Consider the following 19,970-nt stretch of genomic DNA (forward strand, 5'->3'; position numbering starts at 1 on the left):
AGTTCTCCTTTGGAAAAGCTTTTTTCTTATTCTAACACAACCTGTGAGGGAATGCAAAGTGCGGGCCGGGCACGGGCCGTATTTTCGGCGCTGGCAGAGCGCCGGGATACACATGCCGGATATGTAAAACTGATATGGACCAAGCTGTAAAAATATATTATAATAATAGGGTACGAAAAGAGGGGAAAAGGTAATATGAAAACAAAACATCATGGGCAGATGTCAGAGTCCTTCCTGACGGCGGTGTTCCTTTCGCTTTCGGGCGGGCTGCAGGATGCCTATACGTATCTGTTCCGCGGTAAGGTGTTTGCAAATGCACAGACCGGCAACATCGTGCTGCTGAGTTCCAACATCATGGATGGTCAGTGGGATTGGGTGCTGCACTATCTGGTTCCTCTGTGTGCTTTTGCGCTGGGCGTACTGGTGGCAGAAAAGATGCGGGAGCGCTTCTGCGACATGCAGCGGCTTCACTGGCGGCAGCTGGTGGTGCTGGGCGAAGTGCTTCTGCTGTTCATTGTAGGTCTTTTACCGCAGGAGCAGAATCTGCTGGCAAACGCCATCGTTTCCTTCTCCTGCGCAATGCAGGTGCAGGCGTTCCGCAAGGTGAACGGCTATGCATTTGCCAGCACCATGTGCATTGGTGACCTGCGCAGCGGTGTGGAAGCATTCTGCATCTGGTGCAAGACCCATGAACCGAAAGTTAAGGATCGGATGATGCGTTATTTTGGCATCATTCTGTTGTTCGCGGTGGGTGCCGGTATTGGAAGCATGGGCGCAGCGCGGCTGGCAGGAAAGACCATCTGGATCTCCTGCGGGCTGCTGCTGGTAAGCTTTGCGCTCATGTTCATCCGGGAAGAAATCGAAGAAAACCCTGTGATCGAAAAGAATCTGGCTGAGATCCGGCAGGAGACACGGGAGATCGACCGGACTCTCAAGCAGGAACTGAAGGAAGAGCGCGAGGAACTGCATGAGGAATTACACGAGAAATTGAGATAAAGCACCGGACATCAAAAAAGGAGCCGCTGCGTGATGCAGCGACTCCTTTTGCTTGTCGAGAAAGGAAATTACTCAGAACGCAGGGCGGTGACGGGGTTGCACTTGGCTGCGCTGCGGGCGGGAATCAGACCGCCAAGGATCGTGAGCAGGGTAGCCAGAACGATCAGGACCAGTGCAGCCTTGGGCGGCAGCACAGCGGTGACGCTGGTGGTTCCTGCAATGGAGTGGATGAGCATGTTGCCGGGGATCAGCAGCAGCAGGCACAGGCCCACGCCGATCACGCCGGAGCACATTCCGATAATGAAGGTTTCGGCATTGAACACCTCGGAGACATTGTGCTTGGATGCACCGATGGCACGCAGAATACCGATCTCCTTGCGGCGTTCCAGCACGCTGATATAGGTGATGACACCGATCATGATGGAAGAAACCGCCAGCGAGATGGCAACAAAGGCCACCAGCACATTGCTGACCATATCCACGATCTTGGTCACGGCGCTCATCAGGGTGCCGACCGTATCCGAGAATACGATCACCTTGTCCTCTTCGCCCTGCGCACGCATGGCGGCGTTGTAGGCGTTCAGGCTGTCCACGATGCGGTTCTTGGCCTCAAAGCTCTTGGGGTAGATCCAGATGCTGCCGGGCTTGGCATAATCCGAATAGCCCAGTGCACCAAGAACACTGCTGTAGGAGGTGGTGCTGGACTGCAGGTTCATCTTGACCAGATCCACAAGGTCGTCGGTGCTCATGTTCACCTGCACGGCACTCTGGAACACGGTGGGGTCGATCTTCAGGGCATCTTCCACCTGACTGCTGAGCTGAGCGATGTTGTTCTGGATGGCGGACTGGATCTGCTGGCTGAACTGAGTGGTCAGCTGGGTCATCAGCTGCTGCATCACGGTGCTCATCTGGGTCTGAATGGCAGCGGTGAGTTTGGTCTGCAGAGCTTCGCCCAGCTTCTGGCTCAGCTGTTCCGAGTAGCTTTGCAGATAGCTCGTCATGATGCCCTGCAGGTTCTGCTGCAGCGAAGCGGTGAACTGCTCCTGCAGGCCGGTGGTGTCCAGCAGGTCGCCCATGGATTCGGACAGAAGCTGTTTGAACTGGTCGCTCTCCATATAGGAAGAGAAACCAATCTTATCCAGATTCAAGATGCCGTTGCCGATGATATAGCGCTTATAGCCATTCATGATCTTCTTCATCAGGCTCTGCAGCGCATCCTCCGAGACGGACAGGTCCATATCGGCAAACAACTGGCTCAGATCCAGCGCGTCCATGTCCGGCAGCTCCACATCACTCATGTCGATGTCGCTCAGGTCCAGATCGCTCAGATCCAGCTGGAATGCGGACGGATCAAGGATGGAGGAAAAGTCAAAGCTGCCATCCTGCAGATCAAATGCACCGCTCAGGTCGAACTGCAGCTTGCTTGCATCGAACTGGAAGGCATCCTTCAGCATATCGGTATCCACCGAGAACAGGGAAGAAATGTCAAGATCGGTTTCGCGCTGGTCGGCATCAAAGCGCTCGCCGGTCAGCACGTTCACTTCCGGGTCGGCAAGCTGCTGCTTTACCACTTCACTTTCGGCTGCATGGTCGATGGCGTAGTAGGTGAGTGCATGGGTATAGGCAACGCCTATGGGCAGAATGGTGGAGCTGGCATCTGCGCGGGGCTGCACCACGCCCACGATGGTCAGATCCGGACTGTTTTCCACAAGCTGCTCCACATACGCTTCATCGTCGGAGCGGTTGCGCCAGATCTGGCGTTCTTCGTCATAAACGTAATAGTCCGAGCTGGTAACGATCTTATATTTCAGGCCCACAAAGGTATCGTAGGGGTAGGTGCCGTAGCCGGTGGGAGCCTGTGTGTTCTTGTTTTTTGCGTACTCCTGCAGAAAACGCATCATCACGCTGTCGTCCTCAATGCCCAGAATATAAAGAGCGTAATCGCTGATGCTGCCATCCGAATTCAGCACAAGAACGGCCTCGTTGTAGCTTTCCGGCCAGCGGCCTGCCTTGACATCGTACTGATCTTCGTACAGCGAAGGCTCTTCGGCCATCTCGGTAAACACGCTCTGGTTGGTCATGGAAGAGACGATGCCGGCGGCAGAGGTGGTGTTGTTCAGCGCAGAAAGGCTGCTGTCCGGGAAGATCTGGCGCACGGTGCCGTCCTTGTTCTGGCGATAGATCAGCGGTGCGATGCCGTAGGAATACTCGATGGAAGCAGCATCCTCCGAGATGGTGCACTCGTCGCTGTCCAGATATTTTTTCAGGGAGGCAAGGTCATTGACGGAGGAATTATCCTCGGTCAGCTGGCTCAGCAGTTCACGCACTGTGACCATGCCCTCCGGGGTGGAAGAAGCGCTGGTGGCGCCCACATTGGTGTTGTTGGCAACGGCGCTGGTGTAGCTTCCCGGGTCCAGCAGGGCGGCAAGGTCTACGCCGGTGGTCGAGATCTGCAGCGGATATTCCGAAAGGGTGGAGCGTTCCATCTCCTGGATATAATTGCTCACACCGGCCGAGAGCGAAAGGATGAGCGCAATGCCGATGATGCCGATGGAACCCGCAAATGCGGTGAGCAGGGTGCGGGTCTTTTTGGTGAGCAGGTTGTTGAAGCTCAGCGCGAGAGCGGTGAGCGGCGACATGGAAGAACGGCCCAGATTTTTGTGCACCGGCGGCACCTGAGCGGAATCATCCGGCGCAAACGGTGCGGTGTCCGATTGGATCACGCCGTCCCGCAGGCGGACGATGCGGGTAGCATACTGCTCTGCAAGCTCCGGGTTATGGGTGACCATGACCACAAGGCGGTCTTTGGCCACCTCCTTCAGCAGCTCCATCACCTGAATGCTGGTGTCGCTGTCCAGTGCGCCGGTCGGCTCGTCGGCCAGCAGGATGTCGGGGTTATTGACCAGTGCGCGGGCAATGGCCACACGCTGCATCTGGCCGCCGGACATTTCGCTGGGGTGCTTGTGCAGCTGGTCGCCCAGACCTACCTGCTCCAGCGCCTTGGTGGCCCGGCTGCGGCGCTCGGCACCGGAAATGCCGGAGATGGTCAGCGCCAGCTCCACATTGGAAAGCACTGTCTGGTGTGGGATGAGGTTGTAGCTCTGGAACACAAAGCCAATGGTGTGGTTGCGGTAAGAGTCCCAGTCGCGGTCGGTATATTTTTTGGTGGAGATGCCGTTGATGATCAGATCACCGCTGTCGTAGCGGTCCAGACCGCCAATGACGTTCAGCAGGGTGGTCTTACCGGAACCGCTGGGGCCGAGAATGGCGACGAATTCGTTGTCCCGCAGGTTCAGGCTGACATCATCCAGTGCTTTCTGCACCAGATCGCCGGTTTTGTATTCTTTCTTGATGTGGTTGAGTTGGAGCATGTGTGAGCCTTTCCGGCGCATCCTCGCAGGAACGCTGCCGCTGTACATTATAATAAACTGCCCGGATACAGGACCCGCAGCAAGGCGTTATACACTTCTATTTTACCGAAATAATATGAAAAAACTGTGTATATTTCAACGTAAATTTTGACCGGACCGGTATTTTTGGCTTTTGAGGCAGAAAAACAGGAAAATAAAGGAAAAATTGACGTGGAGGTTGAATTTGCGTCGCCGTCGTGCTATTTTAATAGCGGAAGATCCTGATAAAACAGAAAAGCATCGCGAAAGCAGAATTACACTGCCAATACGACGCAAAAAATCTGCGATGAACCGTAAGCACAAAATAAAATGCGTCGCAGAACAGAAAAACACGACAAAAAAACGCAACGAATGTGATTTTGACATTTTTAGACGCTTTTTCAGGATTGAACCAGCCCTCTCTGCTCTTTAAAATAAGATAAGAAAAACAAGGAATGCCTTGAAAACGTCGCAGGACCTTGTAGCAAGGGAGGAAAAATTATGGAACGTACATTTTCACCTATGATCCGTCAGTTTTCGGCAATCGACGGGTTGCAGAAAGCATATACGCTGGTATACTCAATGGATACAGGCAACGAAAACGGTTGCTGCCTGACGCTTTGCCGTACCGGGAACCGGCAGTACATGCAAAGCTGCTACATTGCAGCTGCACCAGAGTTCTGCTACCGGATCCTGCGCTATCTGTGTGAGAATGGCGTCCAGCCGGAGATCTGGCAGGATGTGGTAGAAGAACTGACCGATACAGAACAGCTCAGGCAGAAAGGCGGCGCGTTGCGTGGAGAGTGAGCACACAGCAAAAACGCTGCAGATCGCCCTTGGAAGCTACGACCGCAAGGAGCTGCGGGTGGAAAAGAACTACCTGCAGGAGCAAAGCCCTGCGTTGGAGTGCACCTGCTTCCAGAACGGCGGCCGTCTGCTGGAACAGCTGCGTCAGGGCCGTCAGTTTGATGTTGTGATCCTCTGCAGCCAGCTGGAAGATATGAGCGGGCTGGAGTTTTTAATGAATATCCGCAGCATGGATCCCAAACCGAATGTTGTTCTGTTTGATGAGGGCAGGCGGCAGAATACGAGTGCCATTTGTCTGGAATCGGGCGATGGATTCTGCTATGTGGGCCATGCCGAACTGAAGAACCTGCTGTGGGAGCTGTACCGCCTGCCGGGACGGCAGAGCCAGCGCATGGAACGCAAGTGTCAGGAACTGTACGAGGGCTGGGGCATCCAGCTGCCGGACGTGAACTGCAACTATCTTTCCTGTGCGGTGGGCGTGGTGTACGGCACCAGCCAGAAGCTGGCCATCCGCAAGGAAATCCTGCAGGCGGTGAGCGAGCAGTACGATGTGTCGGTCTCTGCTGTGGACAGCGGCATCCGGCGTATGATCGACCAGCTGGAAGCAAAGCCCTCGGCCAAGTGGCTGCGCTTCAAGGACGAAAGCGGATTTGCGGACGAGAAACCTACCACTGGTAAACTGATCTACACTGTCAAGAATTATCTTCAGCGTCAGAAGGACGACTGAGCATAAAACACAGGAGGCGCAAGGGTATGGAGCAGATGCGGCAGAACGAGGCGGGTGCACTGACCGCGCAGGCGATCCCGCAGAAGGATGTGGAACAGGCATGCTTCCATGCACTGGGCCTGATCGGACGCAATTGCGAATATCTGGACCAGCACCTTGCGCATGTGGGTGCCGACCAGCAGACCCGGCAGGCGGTGAACGATATCAGCGCTGCGTCGGCAAGGCTGGACCGCACTGTGAACGAAGTGATGTCGCTGCTGGATTTTCTGCGCACCGAGGAAGACCCGCGGCTCTATCCGCTGGACCTGTGCCAGCTGCTGCAGCAGGTCGCCGCACAGGCCGATATGGTGCAGGCACAGCTTGGGGTGGAACTGACGCTGGACTATGGCGGCTGGACAGCCTGCCGGGTTATGGCGGACCGCAATGATGCAGAACTGCTGTGCCTGCATCTGCTCTCGAATGCCTTGCGGGCCTGCAGTGCGGGCGGCAAAGTGCGGCTGATGCTGCGCCGCAGCGAAAGCTTCTGGCAGCTGACGGTGATGGATAATGGCTGCGGCCTGCCGGAAGCAGGCGAGGATGCATGGCTGGAGAACCGGCGCTGCTTTCTGGGCGGCGCAAAGCTGGGCCTGCTGCTCTGCCGCGAGTGCTGCCGCCGTATGGGCTGGGGCCTACGGGTGGAGCGCGCACCGGAAAAGGGCACACAGGCAGTGGTGACCATTCCGCTGTGCACCGACCGCATAACGGAGCCGACGGTAGAGCTGCATACGGGAGGCGATACGGCACAGGCACAGCAGCATCAGTACCAGCTGCGCAATATGCTGGTGCGGGAGCTGCGTACCATGCCGGAGCGCGGCGACCCGGACGAGCTGTGATGCATGCTGCATGATTGCATTATAATAATGAATAAGGACTGCTGCGGGGGAGATGCTCCTGTGCGGCAGTCCTTTTTTTGTTGGCAAAGGTTAAAAAACTTTGCCGAGACACCGGTGCAGCCGCATAAAAAGCGACAAGTTCACAAAATGTTTAACTTTTTGAGCGGAAAATACTATTTTTTCTGTGTAAAATAAGGGACGCTGATTGATTGTGCCGCAAAATTGGATTATAATACATTTGTATGCGAATTGACAAAATGATTCGTTAACAAACTAATTTTTGGCAAAGAAATTGATTTTGCCGTCCACCGGGGGCTTTGCCTCCGGCATTTGTCCTTAGGAGGAAAAACAACGTGAGAGTAGGTCTTGACATCGGCAGTACCACCATCAAGTGTGTGGTGCTGGATGAACATGATGCGCTGCTGTATTCTACATACGAACGGCATTACAGCCATATTCTGGAAAAGGCGCAGGAGCTGCTGCGCCGCATCGATGCCGAGCAGCTGCACGGTCAGAAGGCGCTGCTGAGCATTTCCGGTTCGGCGGGCATGGGTCTGGCCGACAGCTGCGGCGTGCCCTTTGTGCAGGAGGTGTTCTCCACCCGCGTAGCGGTCAAGCGCTTTGTGCCTGCCACCGACTGCGTGATCGAGCTGGGCGGTGAGGATGCCAAGATCCTGTTTCTGACCAACGGTACCGAGGTGCGCATGAACGGCAGCTGTGCCGGCGGCACCGGTGCCTTTATCGACCAGATGGCCACCCTGCTGAAAATGGGTGCCGACGAGATGAACAAGGCAGCAGAGAACGCACAGCGCACCTACACCATTGCGTCCCGCTGCGGCGTGTTTGCCAAGAGCGACGTGCAGCCCCTGATCAATCAGGGTGCCCGCACCGAGGACATTGCTGCCAGCATTTATAAGGCTGTGGTCAACCAGACCATTGCAGGCCTTGCACAGGGCCGTCCCATCAAGGGCAATATCCTGTATCTGGGCGGCCCGCTCACCTTCAGCAGCGTGCTGCGCAAGAGCTTTGACGAAGCGCTGAACGTGACCGGCACCTGCCCGGAGAACAGCCTGCTGTATGTGGCACTGGGCGCTGCCCTCTATGCCGACAAGGCTTTTGTTCTGTCTGAGGTGGCCGATGCGCTGGATCGGTACGCCGCCACCGCCACCTACGCCAGCGAGCCGCCGCTGTTCGCCAGCAAGGAGGAGTATGAGGCGTTCCACGCCCGCCATATGTCCCACAGTGTGCCGCGTGTGCCGTTCAGCGCGCAGTGCGGCCCGGTGCATATCGGCATCGACTCCGGCTCCACCACCGTCAAGCTGGTGGTGGTGGACGAGAAAAGCCAGATCCTTTACACCAACTATCAACCGAACCTCGGCAACCCGCTGCCCCTCATCCGGGAACAGCTGCTCAAAATTTACAAGGAGCACCCGGGCCTGCAGGTGGCCAGCGTGACCACCACCGGCTACGGCGAAGAGCTGGTGAAGAACGCATTCCGCTGCGATTACGGTCTGGTGGAAACGGTGGCGCACTTTACCGCTGCAAAATACTTTATGCCGGATGTGGATTTCATCATCGACATCGGCGGTCAGGATATGAAGTGCTTCAAGATCGAAGATGGTGCCATCAGCAACATCTTCCTGAACGAAGCATGTTCCTCCGGCTGTGGCAGCTTTCTGCAGACCTTTGCACAGGCACTGGGCTATGACGTGAAGAAATTTGCAAGCCTTGGCCTGTTCGCAGACCGCCCGGTGGATCTGGGCAGCCGCTGCACCGTGTTCATGAACAGCTCGGTCAAGCAGGCCCAGAAGGACGGTGCAAGCATCGAGAACATCTCGGCTGGTCTGTCCATCAGCGTGGTCAAGAACGCACTGTACAAGGTCATCCGCGCTTCCAGCCCGGAAGAGCTGGGCCGCAAGATCGTGGTGCAAGGCGGTACCTTCTATAATGAAGCCGTGCTGCGCGCCTTTGAAAAGGAGATGGGGGTGGAGGTCATCCGCCCGGACATTGCCGGCTTGATGGGCGCTTACGGTGCGGCTCTATTCGGCCTGCGCCAGAGCCAGAAGGCCCACAAGACTGCTTCTGCCATGATGAGCCAGAAAGAGCTGGAAAAGTTTGAGCAGAAGGTGGTCAGCGTCAAGTGCGGCGGCTGCGGCAACCACTGCCAGCTCACCGTCAACACCTTTGCGGATGGCCGCAAGTACATCTCCGGCAACCGCTGCGACAAGCCCGTGACCGGCAAGAGTGCCGACGACAGCCTGAACCTCTACGCCTACAAACAGCAGCTGCTGGCCGAGTATAAGCCGGTGGCCGGCAAGCGCGGCTCCATCGGCATCCCGCTGTGTCTGGGCTTCTACGAGCTGCTGCCCTTCTGGTGGGCCTTCTGGACAAAGCTTGGCTTTGCCGTGCACACCAGCCCGGTGTCCAGCCGCGGCCTGTACCTCGCCGGTCAGGCTACCATCCCCAGCGATACCGCCTGCTTCCCGGCAAAGCTGAGCCACGGCCACATCAAGGCCCTGAGCCAGATGCAGCTGGACGCTATTTTCTACCCCTGCCTGACCTACAATGTGGACGAGGGACTGGGCGACAACCACTATAACTGCCCGGTGGTGGCCTACTACCCCGAGGTTCTGGCAGGCAACTGCCCGGAGCTGGAAGGCACCAAGTTCATCTATGACTATGTGGGCATCCACCGCCCTAAGGACTTTGTGCACAAGATGGCAAAGAACATCCTGCCCAAGTACTTCGGCGGCATCTCGGAAAAAGAGGTGCAGGCCGCAGCGGATGCCGCCTATGCGGAATACGAGTCCCACATGGCAAAGATCCGGGTGAAGGGCAGCGAGATCATCGACGAAGCCCGCCGTCAGGGCAAGCGCATCATCGTGCTGGCAGGCCGCCCCTACCATGTGGACCCCGAGGTGAACCACGGCATCGACCGCCTCATCACCCGCCACGGTGCTGCCGTTGTTACCGAGGACAGCATTTCCAACCGGGTGCAGAAGTTCCCCACCAGTGTGCTGAACCAGTGGACCTACCACAGCCGCCTGTATGCCGCCGCCAAGTACTGCACCACCCAGAAGGATATGGATCTGGTGCAGCTGGTGTCCTTCGGCTGCGGCGTGGATGCCATCACCACCGACGAGACCCGCGAAATTCTGCAGGAGGGCGGCAAGCTCTACACCCAGCTCAAGATCGACGAGATCACCAATCTGGGTGCCGTGAATATCCGCCTGCGCAGTCTGTTCGCCGCTCTGGATGAGCGCGACGAGGTGGCCGCAGAAAAGGCAGAATAAAATAGAGATAGAGCAAAAAGCTTTTTAAGAAAGCAACATAGGAGGAACCTATGGAATACAATTATCCCAAATTTACTCCGGAGATGAAGAAGACCCACACCATCCTCATCCCCAACATGGCCATTACCCAGTTCCGCTTGCTGGAGTACGCTCTGCGTTACGACGGCTACAAGTGCGAAATTCTGGGCAACTGCGGCAGTGCCGTGGCACAGCTGGGTCTGAAATACGTCCACAACGACACCTGCTACCCGGCTCTGCTGGTCATCGGTCAGTTCCTGGACGCGCTGAACAGCGGCAAGTATGATCTGGACCACACCGCGCTGCTCATCACCCAGACCGGCGGTGGCTGCCGTGCTTCCAACTACATTCATCTGCTGCGCAAGGCACTGGTCAAGGCGGGCTATCCACAGATCCCGGTGGCCAGCCTGAACTTCTCGGGTCTGGAAAAGGACAGCGGCTTCCAGATGACCCTGCCGCTGGCCCGCCGTGCGCTGGCCTGCATCTTCTACGGCGATATGCTGTGCGCTTTGCGCAATCAGGTGGCACCTTACGAGAACGAGAAGGGGGCTGCCGATAAGATGGTAGACCTGTGGGTGGAACGCTTGGGCCGTGTGCTGCTGGCAGGCAAGGGCTACACCTCCAAGGAGATGAAGCACACCTTCCCCCTCATCGCAAAGGACTTTGCTGCCATCCCCGTTACCCGGGTGCCCAAGGTCAAGGTGGGCGTGGTTGGCGAAATTTACGTCAAGTACAGCCCGCTGGGCAACAACGACCTGCAGAAGTTCCTCGAAAGTCAGGAATGCGAGGTGAACTTCCCGGGCCTGATGGGCTTTGTGCAGTACTGCGCCTTCAACATGGGCGAGGACCACGTCCTGTACGGCGGCAAGCTGGCGGTGAAGATCGGCATTGACCAGTTCCTGAACTGGCTGGACGGCATCGAGCGCGCCATGCTCAAGGCTGAGGCCGACGCAGGCTTCTACGCCCCCGGCCCCTTCAAGGAGCTGGTGGAAAAGCCCAAGGGCATCATTTCGCTGGGTGCCAAGATGGGCGAGGGCTGGCTGCTGACTGCCGAGATGATCGAGCTGGTGCAGGGCGGCTACGGCAACATCGTGTGTGCCCAGCCCTTCGGCTGCCTGCCCAACCACATCGTGGGCAAGGGCATGGTGAACAAGATTCGCGCCCTGTACCCCAGTGCCAACATCACCCCCATCGATTACGACCCCAGCGCCACCAAGGTCAATCAGGAGAACCGCATCAAGCTGATGCTGGCAGTGGCCAAGGAGCGCCTGAATGCCCCGGTGGAGGCAAAGCCTCTGACGGCAGAGGAGATCGCAGGCGGCGCACCCAAAGTCGGAGCAGCGGTCTGATGTTCTAAAGCGGAAAATACCGAAATGCAAAAAGCCCGTCCGGGCGTAAAACTCGGACGGGCTTTCATCATGCCTTGAGAAAAATCAATGCAGGAGAGATCACTTCTGATTCTTCATGTAGATGTGGTGGGGCAGACCGGCAATGTACAGCGGGGTCAGCTCGGCCTGGATCAGCGGGCGGGCATAAGCCAGAAACTCATCGGTCATCTGGGTGTGGTTGGCGTTCATCCAGCTCAGCGGTACCTTCTTTTCGAGATTTGCAACCTCGCTGATGGGGTGCAGCTCGGTGGTGCACTGGTACGGGCTGTTGGAGATGCGCTTCAGGGCCACCATCTGGCCGGTAACGCCCTCAAAGGCCGCCTTGGCGGCAGCACCGCCCACCTGATAGGCTTCGGTGATGTCGGTGCGGCTGGTCAGATGGCCTGCGCAGCGCTGCAGGGTGGAAAGTTCGATGCAGCGGGTCTTTGTGTCCAGATTGCGGGCCACCACATTTGCCAGATACCGTGCGGTACCGGTCAGGGCCTTATGGCCAAAGGCATCCACTGCGTGCACATCGTCGGCCAGCTCACAGACGTAGCGGCCATCTTCCAGCTTCACGCCTTCGGAAACGGCAATCACGATGCTGGGCTTCTTCTCCTGCATCACGCGCACCTTTTCAATGAAGTGTTCCACATTGAAGGGCACTTCGGGCAGGCAGATCATGTCCACACCCTCGCAGTCGTCACTCTTTGCCAGAGCAGCGGCAGCGGTCAGCCAGCCGGCGTTGCGGCCCATGATCTCCACCACGGTAACGTACTTGGTGCCGTACACGGTGGCATCGCGGATAATCTCCTTCATCACCACGCCGATGTACTTGGCAGCAGAGCCGTAGCCGGGGGTGTGGTCGGTGACCATCAGGTCGTTGTCGATGGTCTTGGGCACACCCATAAAGCGGATGTCGCTCTGGATGCGCTCGCCGTACTCGGCCAGCTTGCCGATGGTGTCCATGGAGTCGTTGCCGCCGATGTAGAAGAAGTAGCCGATGTTCAGCTTTTCCAGAATGGCGAACAGCTTTTTGTAGACGGTCTCGTCCTCATGCCAGTCCGGCAGCTTGTAGCGGCAGCTGCCGAGGAAGCTGGACGGGGTGCGCTTGAGCAGCTCGATGTCCAGATCGTCCGTCAGCACGGTGGAAAGATCCACCACCCGCTCCTCCAGCAAACCGGCAACGCCATTGCACATACCGTAAACGATCTCTGCGCCGCGGTTCTTGCAGCTTTCAAATACGCCTGCAAGGCTTGCATTGATGACGGAAGTAGGACCGCCAGACTGACCAACGATTGCATTTTTACCCATGATGATTTCTCCTTTTTTGTTTTTCTGTTTCGGCAATATAATATTACGTGCAGGATGCACGAAAACAGACGCGGGAAAAGGGGTTACAGACGGATATGACGCGGGGTGCCGTTGACATAGACGGGCGTTACCTCGTCCAGGATCAGCGGGCGGGCGTACTCCTCAAAGGCAGCAGTCACCTGCATCCCGTCGGGGCTGATCCAGTCCAGCGGCACCTTCTTTTCAAGGTTTGCCACCTGCTGCACATCCACCGACTCGGTGATGCACTGGTAAGGATAAGCGGAAATGCGCTTGAGCGCGATCATGCGGCCGGTCTCGCCCGCAAAGGCGGCGGCGGCTGCGGCACCGCCCACAGCGTAGGCTTCGTTCACATCCGTGCGGCTGGCCAGATGGCTGGCGCAGCGCTGCAGGGTGGAAAACTCGATGGCACGGCTCTTGCAGTTCAGCTTGTCGTGGATGAGGTCGGAAAGATAACGGCTGGTGCCGCTGAGCACGGCCTTGTGGCCAAAGGCATCCAGCTGGCCTGCGGTGGACACCAGATCGCACAGATAGGTGCCGTCGGCGGTCTTTACGCCCTCGCTGGCCGCAATGATCACATTGGACTTGCGGCGCTGCAGCTCGTCCACCTTGGCAAGGAACTTGTCCTGATCGAAGGGCACCTCCGGCAGCAGGATCAGATCCGGGCCTTCGCAGTCGTCGCCGCCCGCAAGGCAGGCCGCACCGGCAAGCCAGCCCGCATGTCGGCCCATGATCTCGGCCACGGTCACGCTGCGGATGTCATACACGGAGGAATCCCGGATGACTTCCTTTAAAATAGTGGCAATGTACTTGGCGGCAGAGCCGTAGCCGGGGGTGTGGTCGGTCAGGCACAGGTCGTTGTCGATGGTTTTGGGCACACCGATGAACCGCACGCTGCTGCCCACGCGCTCACCGTAGCGGGAAAGCTTTGCGATGGTGTCCATGGAGTCGTTACCGCCAATGTAGAACACCGCGCAGATGTCGTACTTGTCAAACAGGGTGAACAGTTTGATGAAGGGTGTGGAGTCCACATCCGGGTCCGGCAGCTTGTAACGGCAGCTGCCAAGGTAGCTGGAAGGCGTGCGCTTGAGCAGTTCAATGCTCATGCGGTCGTCCAGCAGGACGTTCAGCTCCAGCATTTCTTCCTTGAGCAGACCTTCGATGCCGTATTTCATGCCGTACACCTTGTCTGCACCCAGGCTGCAGGCGGCTTTGTACACGCCTGCCAGACTGGAGTTGATCACGGCGGTAGGGCCGCCGCTCTGACCAATGATCACATTCTTGGCCATGAGTACCTCCTTTTGCAAATTTCATTCTTATCATTTGTACATCGCTGCAGGTTCCGGCTTCCGCGCCGCCAGAGTGGGGTTTGGTCTAAAGGCCCTGCACTGCCCGCAGACCGTGCGGCAAACAAACCGGATGCTGCAAGTGATACAAAAAAGTTTGCGGCATGTGCACACCCTTTTTGTAAAATGTGCAAAATTACCACATCCTTATTGTACCTGTTTTGCCTGTTGTATGCAAGACCTAATTGGTTGCACAGGCAAAAAAATTATGATAAAATAAAAAACGCACAGCCCCGGGCGGATAAAACCCCCTTCTGTGCGGGAAAAATGGAGAAAGCTGGAAAAACCATGGGCATTTCACACGAGTATCATTCTGCGCCGCGCCGGGCACGGCGCGGTACAGTCAGCGGCAAGCTGCGCTTTCTGGGCGCAGTGGTCGCCATTTTGCTGGTATCCTACGCCATCACGGCCATTCTGGAAAAGGGCGCAGAGGGCGCGGACGATACCCCGTCTACCAACGCCAGCGGCATTGCCGAGAACATTCTGGCACCGCTGCCCATGCAGGGCGAAGCGGATAGCAGCAGTGCTGCACAGGATGGCAGCACCGGTGGGCAGGCCGTCACACTGGAGAACTTTGGCCCTGCAAAGCAGAGCGCTGGGGCCTACACCGTCAAAGCCTATGATGCCAGCGTCATCCGCCAGCCCAGCTGCGGGCAGGTGGACCTGAGCTACTTTGCGGACGCAGCCTTTCTGGGCGACAGTCTGACGGTGGGCTTCTCGGATTACCAGATCAATCTGGACGGGGCACTCATCTGCGGCTATACAGGCGTTGGCCCGGATGCCATTGTGAACCACAGCGCAGTCAAAAGCCCCACCCGCGGGCAGGAGGTAGCGCTGGATGTGCTGGCCGCTGCCCGGCCCAAGAAGCTGTATATCCTGCTGGGCACTAACACCCTCACCACGCTGGGCGCTTCGGATCGCTTCCTTGCCTACTATGGCCAGATGCTGGATATGCTGCGCGAGGCTTTGGGCGAGGACTGCGTGATCTACGTGCAGTCTATCCCGCCGGTGCGACCCTCGGCAGCTGCTGAAAAGCCCGGCCTTGCATCGGATGTGCTGCGCGGTGTGAACGAGCAGCTGGCTCAGCTGGCCGCCAGCAAGGGATGCGTTTACCTTGACCTGTGGGAGACCCTTGCCGACGGCGAGGGCAACCTGAAGGAGATGCTTGCAGCGCCGGATGGCGTGCATCTCTCTGCCGGCAACGGCTACGGCGCATGGGTCACCTACCTGCGAAACCACGCCAAGTACAGCGCGGATAATTCCTGGACGATGGGCAGCGTGTACAGCGCACAGTAAAACGGAGTGAAAAATAAAGAGCCATTGCACAAAACGGGTGTGCAATGGCTCTTTTGTGTATGATGCAGTTTCCCACAGCGACCCTACGGTGAAAAAGTGTTTCAGAAAAGCCCGCAGGCTTTTCTGAAACACAAATATAAAATAAATTTTCCGCTGAAAATGCCCAGAGCGAACGCGGAGGGCATTCCGATCATAAAATTACTCCTGCTGTTCCAACTCCAGAAGATACTGCTTCATCTCCACGCCATAGGCGTAGCCGGTGAGCTTGCCGGTGCTGCCCACCACCCGGTGGCAGGGCTGAAGGATGGCGATGGGGTTGCAGTGGCAGGCACCGCCCACGGCACGGCTGGCCTTGGGTTTGCCAACAGCGGCGGCCAGCTGGCCGTAGGTGCGGGTCTCACCGTAGGGGATCTTGTTCATCTCGGCCCAGACGGCCTTCTGGAAGGGGGTGCCCTTGGGGGCCAGCGGCAGATCGAATTCCCTGCGCGCCCCGGCAAAATATTCGTTCAGCTGCTCCTCGGCTTCCTGTAAAAGCGGTGTCTCGCACACCTTGCGGGGCAGCGGTTCCAGTTCCGGTACGCCGTCCGGGCAGAGGGTCAGCCCGCAGATGGCATCGTTTTCCTCTTCCAGCCGGAAGGTTCCCAGAATGCTGTTCACATACCAGACGTTCAAAAGTTGCGCTTCCTTTCCTGTGAGTTTGTGTTATACTGAAGCTATCTTAACACAAATGTACATCCGGCGAAAGGGGCGTTTTTTGTTATGGTACAGGCATTGGAAGAAATCATTGCCAAAAGCAGCAGCATCGTGTTCTTTGGCGGGGCGGGCGTTTCCACCGAGAGCGGCATCCCGGACTTCCGCAGTGTGGACGGACTTTATCATCAGAAGTACGCCTACCCGCCGGAAACGATCCTGAGCCATACCTTCTGGGAGGAGAACCCGGAGGAGTTTTACCGTTTTTACCGCGATAAGCTCATCGTGAAGGGGGCAAAGCCCAACGCGGCCCACCTGCGGCTGGCAAAGCTGGAACGGGAGGGCAGGCTGAAAGCGGTCGTCACCCAGAACATCGACGGCCTGCATCAGGCGGCGGGCAGCCGCACAGTGTACGAGCTGCACGGCAGCACCCTGCGCAACTACTGCACCCGCTGCGGTAAGTTCTACGATGTGGATTTCATTGCCAACAGCACCGGTGTGCCCCGCTGCACCGAGTGCGGCGGCATCGTCAAGCCGGATGTGGTGCTGTATGAAGAAGGGCTGGACGAGGAGGTGCTGTCCGGCGCGGTGAACGCCATCCGCCATGCGGATACCCTGATCATCGGCGGCACAAGCCTTGTGGTGTACCCGGCGGCAGGACTGATCCGGTACTTCCGGGGCGACCATCTGGTGGTCATCAACATGCAGCCCACCGGGGCAGATGCGGAAGCCGACCTGTGCATTGCAAAGCCCATTGGTCAGGTGCTGAGCGAGGATGTAACGCTGGATCTGTAAAACAAAAAGAGCGGCCCTGTTTCGCGCCGATTCTCGCCCCCGGTCCGGTATGCTGGATGCATACTGAAAAAGAATGGGGGAAACCAAATGATCCAGGTTTGTGAGCCGCCGCGCACGCGGCAGGTAAGGCGGCTTTCGGCGGAGGAATTCTGCCGGCTGGCGCAGAGCGAAGTGAGCAGTGTGTACCGTCCGCGCAGCGAGGTGCTGCGGATGCTGACGGTAGGCGAGGTGTGGGGCGTGTACAGTACACACGGTGTGCCGGGAGCCGGGTGCATCCTGCTGCCCATGGATGCCGATGTGGCAGCGGCGGCTGCGCTGCGCCGCTTTCTGGGCTGGAACCGCACGTCAGGTGGATATTTTTTGACCCCGGCAGCCGGGCCGGACGGCCATGCCGCCGAGACCCTTGCACCGCTGCTGGCTGCGGCTGCTGCCCGGCAGGAGTTTCTTGCCCGGCAGCGGGCACGGTGGGCCGTGGTGGAATGTGCGGCAGAAGAGCTGATCCCGCTGTATCTGCGTCAGGGGTTTGCTTTGCGGGCTATCCGTCCGCTGGACAGTCTGGCACCGTGTTTCCTGCTGCAGGCCGGGTGCCTTGCGCAGAATGTGCCGCCGGTATGGCTCCCGCTGGCCGACCGGGTGCACATTGCCATCCTGCTGGCTCGAGGCTATGCCGCGCTGGAAAGCCGCGAAAGCCCGCAGGGCACCGTGCTGGCACTGTATCCCGTATGATGTGAAAGTGAGGAAGTTGAAATGAAAGCAGTTGTTCTGGAAGATTATGCCATACAGCAGGGAGATCTGGACTGGTCGGGTGTGAAGGCGCTTGTGCCGGACATCACCCGCTATGGGCGCACCGCGCAGGAAGAGGTGGTGCCGCGCATCGGGGATGCGGAGATCGTGTTCCTGAATAAGTGCCGCATCGACGAAGCCGTTCTGGCCCAGTGCCCGAAGCTCAGGTGGGTGGGCATCATTGCCACCGGCACGGATAACCTTGATCTGAAGGCCTGCCGCAGCCATGGCGTGCCGGTAGCCAACGTGCCGGGCTATTCTACTTACAGTGTGGCACAGATGACCTTCAGCCTGCTGCTGGCCATCTGCCAGTGCGCCGACCGTTACCATCGCCTTGTGCAGGACGGCCAATGGCGCACCGAGGAGCCTGCGGCCTACGGTCTGCTGCCGCAGGTGGAACTGCTGGGCAAGACCTTTGGCATCTATGGCTACGGCAGCATTGGCCGGCAGACCGCCCGCATTGCCAAGGCCTTTGGCATGGAGGTGTTGGTGTGCACCCGCACCGTTCGGCCGGAGTACGAAGCCGACGGTGTGGAGTTCGTGGATCTTGACACCCTGCTTGCCCGCAGCGATGTGCTCAGCCTGCACTGCCCGGCAACACCTGCAACACGGGGGCTGATCAACGCGGCCACCCTTGTAAAGGCAAAGCCTGGCATGATCTTGCTGAACACCGCCCGCGGTGCACTGGTGGACGAGCAGGCCGTGGCCGATGCGCTGAAAAACGGGAAGCTTGGCTTTTACGGTGCCGATGCCTTTGGCACTGAACCGCTGCCGCAGGCAAGCCCTTTGCGCGGCCTGCCGAATGCCCTGCTGACACCGCACATCGCGTGGGCCACCAACGAAGCCCTGCAGCGGCTGATGGATATTACTGCCAACAACCTGCGCACATGGCTGGATGGCGCGGGAGAGAATATTGTGAACGCATAAAAATAACGGGAACGCCGCATGGACGTTCCCGTTTTTTTTAGTTCAGGATACCGCTTGCCTTGATGGACTGCACCGCCTCGGCAATGCGCTCCGGCGGCAGGGTGAGGGCAAAGCGCACGTAGCCTTCGCCCAGCGGGCCAAAGCTGGAACCCGGCGTGCACAGCACACCGCTCTTTTCCACAAGGTCAAGACAGAAGTCCATGCTCTTTGCGTACTTTGCCGGGATGGGTGCCCACACGAACATGCTGCCGTGACTGTCCGGCACATTCCAGCCAATGGAACGCAGGCCGCCGCACAGAGCGTCGCGGCGCTGCTGGTACAGGCCGCACTGCGTTTTTACCATGTCCAGCGGGCCGGTCAGGGCGGCGATGGCCGCTTTCTGCACCGGCAGGAACATGCCGAAATCGATCTGGCCGCGCAGTTTCTTGAAGGCAGCTACCACGTCCCTCCGGCCTACAAGAAAGCTGATGCGGGCACCGGTGACGTTGAAGCTTTTGGAAAGGCTGAAGAACTCCACGCCCACATCCATGGCACCCGGCGTATTGAAGAAGCTGTTGCCCACGGCCCCGTCAAAGATAATGTCGCTGTAGGCGTTGTCGTGGATGATGAGAATGTCATACTTTTTGGCAAAGGCCACCAGTTCGGCGTACAGCTCCGGGGAGCCGACGCTGCCCACCGGGTTTGCGGGCAGGGAGACGATCATATACTTTGCCTTGCGGGCCACATCCTCCGGGATGTCCTTCACATAAGGCAGGAAGCCGTGCTCCTTGGTCAGCGGGTAATACCACGGCTTTGCGCCGCCCAGCAGACTGCCCGCGATGAACACCGGGTAGCAGGGAGTGGGCAGCAGCACGGTGTCGCCCTCGTCGCACAGCACCATACCAATGTGGCCCACGCCCTCCTGACTGCCCGCACAGCTGGCCACCTGATCCGGCGCGATCTCTACGCCGAAGCGGCGCTTGTAGTAGCCGCACACGGCATCCAGCAGCTCAGGCAGGTCGCGCAGGCTGTACTTCCAGTTCTGCGGGTCGGCAGCGGCATCCATCATGGCCTTGCGGATGTGCTCGGCAGGCGCGAAGTCCGGCGTGCCGACGCTCAGATTATAAATGGTACGGCCCTGTGCTTCCAGAGCTACCTTGCGTTCGTTCAGTGCGGCGAAGATCTCGTCGCCGAACAAGTCCAGTCGTTTGGAAAATTCCATGATACAATACCCCTCAAATCCTCTTGTTTTCAACATGAACCATTTTAATAATAGAGCTATTTTAGCACGTTTTTCCAAACCGCGCAACGAAAAGGGCAGATGCGGGAGAAAGTTTCAACTTTCGGTGATGG

16 protein-coding genes are annotated in these 19,970 nt (G+C 58.0%); 11 read left to right on the forward strand and 5 right to left on the reverse strand.

Features of this window, described 5'->3' with window-relative positions:
• Positions 1-195: 195 nt before the first annotated feature.
• Positions 196-996 carry a YoaK family protein gene (locus GKG34_RS00325; RefSeq protein ID WP_005939821.1) on the forward strand — a complete coding sequence of 267 codons (801 nt, stop codon included), beginning with the start codon at positions 196-198 and terminating at the stop codon, positions 994-996.
• A gap of 68 nt (positions 997-1,064) precedes the next feature.
• Here GKG34_RS00325 and GKG34_RS00330 read toward each other — a convergent pair whose 3' ends face one another.
• Positions 1,065-4,367 (reverse strand): ATP-binding cassette domain-containing protein, encoded by a 3,303-nt coding sequence (locus tag GKG34_RS00330; protein ID WP_005939823.1) that lies wholly within the window; start codon positions 4,365-4,367, stop codon positions 1,065-1,067.
• A gap of 223 nt (positions 4,368-4,590) precedes the next feature.
• On the opposite strand from GKG34_RS00330, the gene GKG34_RS00335 reads away from it, so the two are divergent.
• The 6 genes from GKG34_RS00335 to GKG34_RS16010 all read left to right on the forward strand — a co-directional run bounded on the left by GKG34_RS00335 (position 4,591) and on the right by GKG34_RS16010 (position 11,451).
• Positions 4,591-4,818, forward strand: coding sequence for a hypothetical protein (locus GKG34_RS00335; RefSeq protein WP_154255340.1), 228 nt, complete (start codon positions 4,591-4,593; stop codon positions 4,816-4,818).
• Between the two features lie 68 nt (positions 4,819-4,886).
• Positions 4,887-5,192 carry a hypothetical protein gene (locus GKG34_RS00340; RefSeq protein WP_101956483.1) on the forward strand — a complete coding sequence of 102 codons (306 nt, stop codon included), beginning with the start codon at positions 4,887-4,889 and terminating at the stop codon, positions 5,190-5,192.
• Positions 5,182-5,919 (forward strand): response regulator, encoded by a 738-nt coding sequence (locus GKG34_RS00345; protein ID WP_005939839.1) that lies wholly within the window; start codon positions 5,182-5,184, stop codon positions 5,917-5,919. Before GKG34_RS00340 ends, GKG34_RS00345 begins: the two co-directional genes overlap by 11 nt.
• A gap of 26 nt (positions 5,920-5,945) precedes the next feature.
• Positions 5,946-6,791, forward strand: a complete 846-nt coding sequence (locus GKG34_RS00350; RefSeq protein WP_097774765.1) for a HAMP domain-containing sensor histidine kinase — start codon at positions 5,946-5,948, stop codon at positions 6,789-6,791.
• Positions 6,792-7,144: 353 nt separating this feature from the next.
• Complete coding sequence (locus GKG34_RS00355; RefSeq protein WP_347563406.1) at positions 7,145-10,084, forward strand: acyl-CoA dehydratase activase; 2,940 nt, start codon at positions 7,145-7,147, stop codon at positions 10,082-10,084.
• Positions 10,085-10,134: 50 nt separating this feature from the next.
• Positions 10,135-11,451, forward strand: a complete 1,317-nt coding sequence (locus tag GKG34_RS16010) for a 2-hydroxyacyl-CoA dehydratase (RefSeq protein ID WP_154255342.1) — start codon at positions 10,135-10,137, stop codon at positions 11,449-11,451.
• A gap of 99 nt (positions 11,452-11,550) precedes the next feature.
• Here the strand turns inward: GKG34_RS16010 and GKG34_RS00365 are convergent, their stop codons facing one another.
• Together GKG34_RS00365 and GKG34_RS00370 are read right to left on the reverse strand one after the other, a co-directional pair.
• Positions 11,551-12,783 (reverse strand): 6-phosphofructokinase, encoded by a 1,233-nt coding sequence (locus GKG34_RS00365; protein ID WP_097781973.1) that lies wholly within the window; start codon positions 12,781-12,783, stop codon positions 11,551-11,553.
• Positions 12,784-12,866: 83 nt separating this feature from the next.
• Positions 12,867-14,090, reverse strand: a complete 1,224-nt coding sequence (locus GKG34_RS00370; protein WP_005939849.1) for a 6-phosphofructokinase — start codon at positions 14,088-14,090, stop codon at positions 12,867-12,869.
• A 345-nt stretch (positions 14,091-14,435) separates the two neighbouring features.
• On the opposite strand from GKG34_RS00370, the gene GKG34_RS00375 reads away from it, so the two are divergent.
• Complete coding sequence (locus GKG34_RS00375; protein ID WP_154255343.1) at positions 14,436-15,443, forward strand: GDSL-type esterase/lipase family protein; 1,008 nt, start codon at positions 14,436-14,438, stop codon at positions 15,441-15,443.
• A gap of 198 nt (positions 15,444-15,641) precedes the next feature.
• On the opposite strand, the gene GKG34_RS00380 is transcribed toward GKG34_RS00375, so the two are convergent.
• Positions 15,642-16,115 (reverse strand): methylated-DNA--[protein]-cysteine S-methyltransferase, encoded by a 474-nt coding sequence (locus tag GKG34_RS00380; RefSeq protein ID WP_097781971.1) that lies wholly within the window; start codon positions 16,113-16,115, stop codon positions 15,642-15,644.
• 87 nt (positions 16,116-16,202) lie between these two features.
• Here GKG34_RS00380 and GKG34_RS00385 point away from each other — a divergent pair, with 87 nt between their 5' ends.
• The 3 genes from GKG34_RS00385 (at position 16,203) to GKG34_RS00395 (ending at position 18,638) form a co-directional block, all read left to right on the forward strand.
• A complete protein-coding gene (locus GKG34_RS00385; RefSeq protein ID WP_097774769.1) occupies positions 16,203-16,928 on the forward strand; it encodes an NAD-dependent protein deacylase in 726 nt (241 codons plus the stop codon).
• An 87-nt stretch (positions 16,929-17,015) separates the two neighbouring features.
• On the forward strand, positions 17,016-17,654 hold the full coding sequence (locus tag GKG34_RS00390) for a hypothetical protein (RefSeq protein WP_154255344.1): 639 nt from the start codon (positions 17,016-17,018) through the stop codon (positions 17,652-17,654).
• A gap of 21 nt (positions 17,655-17,675) precedes the next feature.
• A complete protein-coding gene (locus GKG34_RS00395) occupies positions 17,676-18,638 on the forward strand; it encodes a D-2-hydroxyacid dehydrogenase (RefSeq protein WP_154255345.1) in 963 nt (320 codons plus the stop codon).
• Between the two features lie 37 nt (positions 18,639-18,675).
• Here GKG34_RS00395 and GKG34_RS00400 read toward each other — a convergent pair whose 3' ends face one another.
• Positions 18,676-19,839, reverse strand: a complete 1,164-nt coding sequence (locus tag GKG34_RS00400; protein ID WP_120079431.1) for an aminotransferase class I/II-fold pyridoxal phosphate-dependent enzyme — start codon at positions 19,837-19,839, stop codon at positions 18,676-18,678.
• Positions 19,840-19,970: the final 131 nt, after the last annotated feature.

This window comes from Faecalibacterium sp. BIOML-A4, from assembly GCF_009679665.1.
GTDB classification, from domain to species: Bacteria; Bacillota; Clostridia; order Oscillospirales; family Ruminococcaceae; genus Faecalibacterium; species Faecalibacterium taiwanense.

Excerpts from the sequence above, each read along its gene's own strand:
- GKG34_RS00370 (WP_005939849.1), bottom strand. The coding sequence starts at position 14,090 with ATGGCCAAGAATGTGATCATTGGTCAGAGCGGCGGCCCTACCGCCGTG.
- GKG34_RS00395 (WP_154255345.1), top strand. The coding sequence starts at position 17,676 with ATGAAAGCAGTTGTTCTGGAAGATTATGCCATACAGCAGGGAGATCTG.
- GKG34_RS00325 (WP_005939821.1), top strand. The coding sequence starts at position 196 with ATGAAAACAAAACATCATGGGCAGATGTCAGAGTCCTTCCTGACGGCG.
- GKG34_RS00365 (WP_097781973.1), bottom strand. The coding sequence starts at position 12,783 with ATGGGTAAAAATGCAATCGTTGGTCAGTCTGGCGGTCCTACTTCCGTC.
- GKG34_RS16010 (WP_154255342.1), top strand. The coding sequence starts at position 10,135 with ATGGAATACAATTATCCCAAATTTACTCCGGAGATGAAGAAGACCCAC.
- GKG34_RS00340 (WP_101956483.1), top strand. The coding sequence starts at position 4,887 with ATGGAACGTACATTTTCACCTATGATCCGTCAGTTTTCGGCAATCGAC.
- GKG34_RS00390 (WP_154255344.1), top strand. The coding sequence starts at position 17,016 with ATGATCCAGGTTTGTGAGCCGCCGCGCACGCGGCAGGTAAGGCGGCTT.
- GKG34_RS00350 (WP_097774765.1), top strand. The coding sequence starts at position 5,946 with ATGGAGCAGATGCGGCAGAACGAGGCGGGTGCACTGACCGCGCAGGCG.
- GKG34_RS00375 (WP_154255343.1), top strand. The coding sequence starts at position 14,436 with ATGGGCATTTCACACGAGTATCATTCTGCGCCGCGCCGGGCACGGCGC.
- GKG34_RS00385 (WP_097774769.1), top strand. The coding sequence starts at position 16,203 with ATGGTACAGGCATTGGAAGAAATCATTGCCAAAAGCAGCAGCATCGTG.
- GKG34_RS00330 (WP_005939823.1), bottom strand. The coding sequence starts at position 4,367 with ATGCTCCAACTCAACCACATCAAGAAAGAATACAAAACCGGCGATCTG.
- GKG34_RS00400 (WP_120079431.1), bottom strand. The coding sequence starts at position 19,839 with ATGGAATTTTCCAAACGACTGGACTTGTTCGGCGACGAGATCTTCGCC.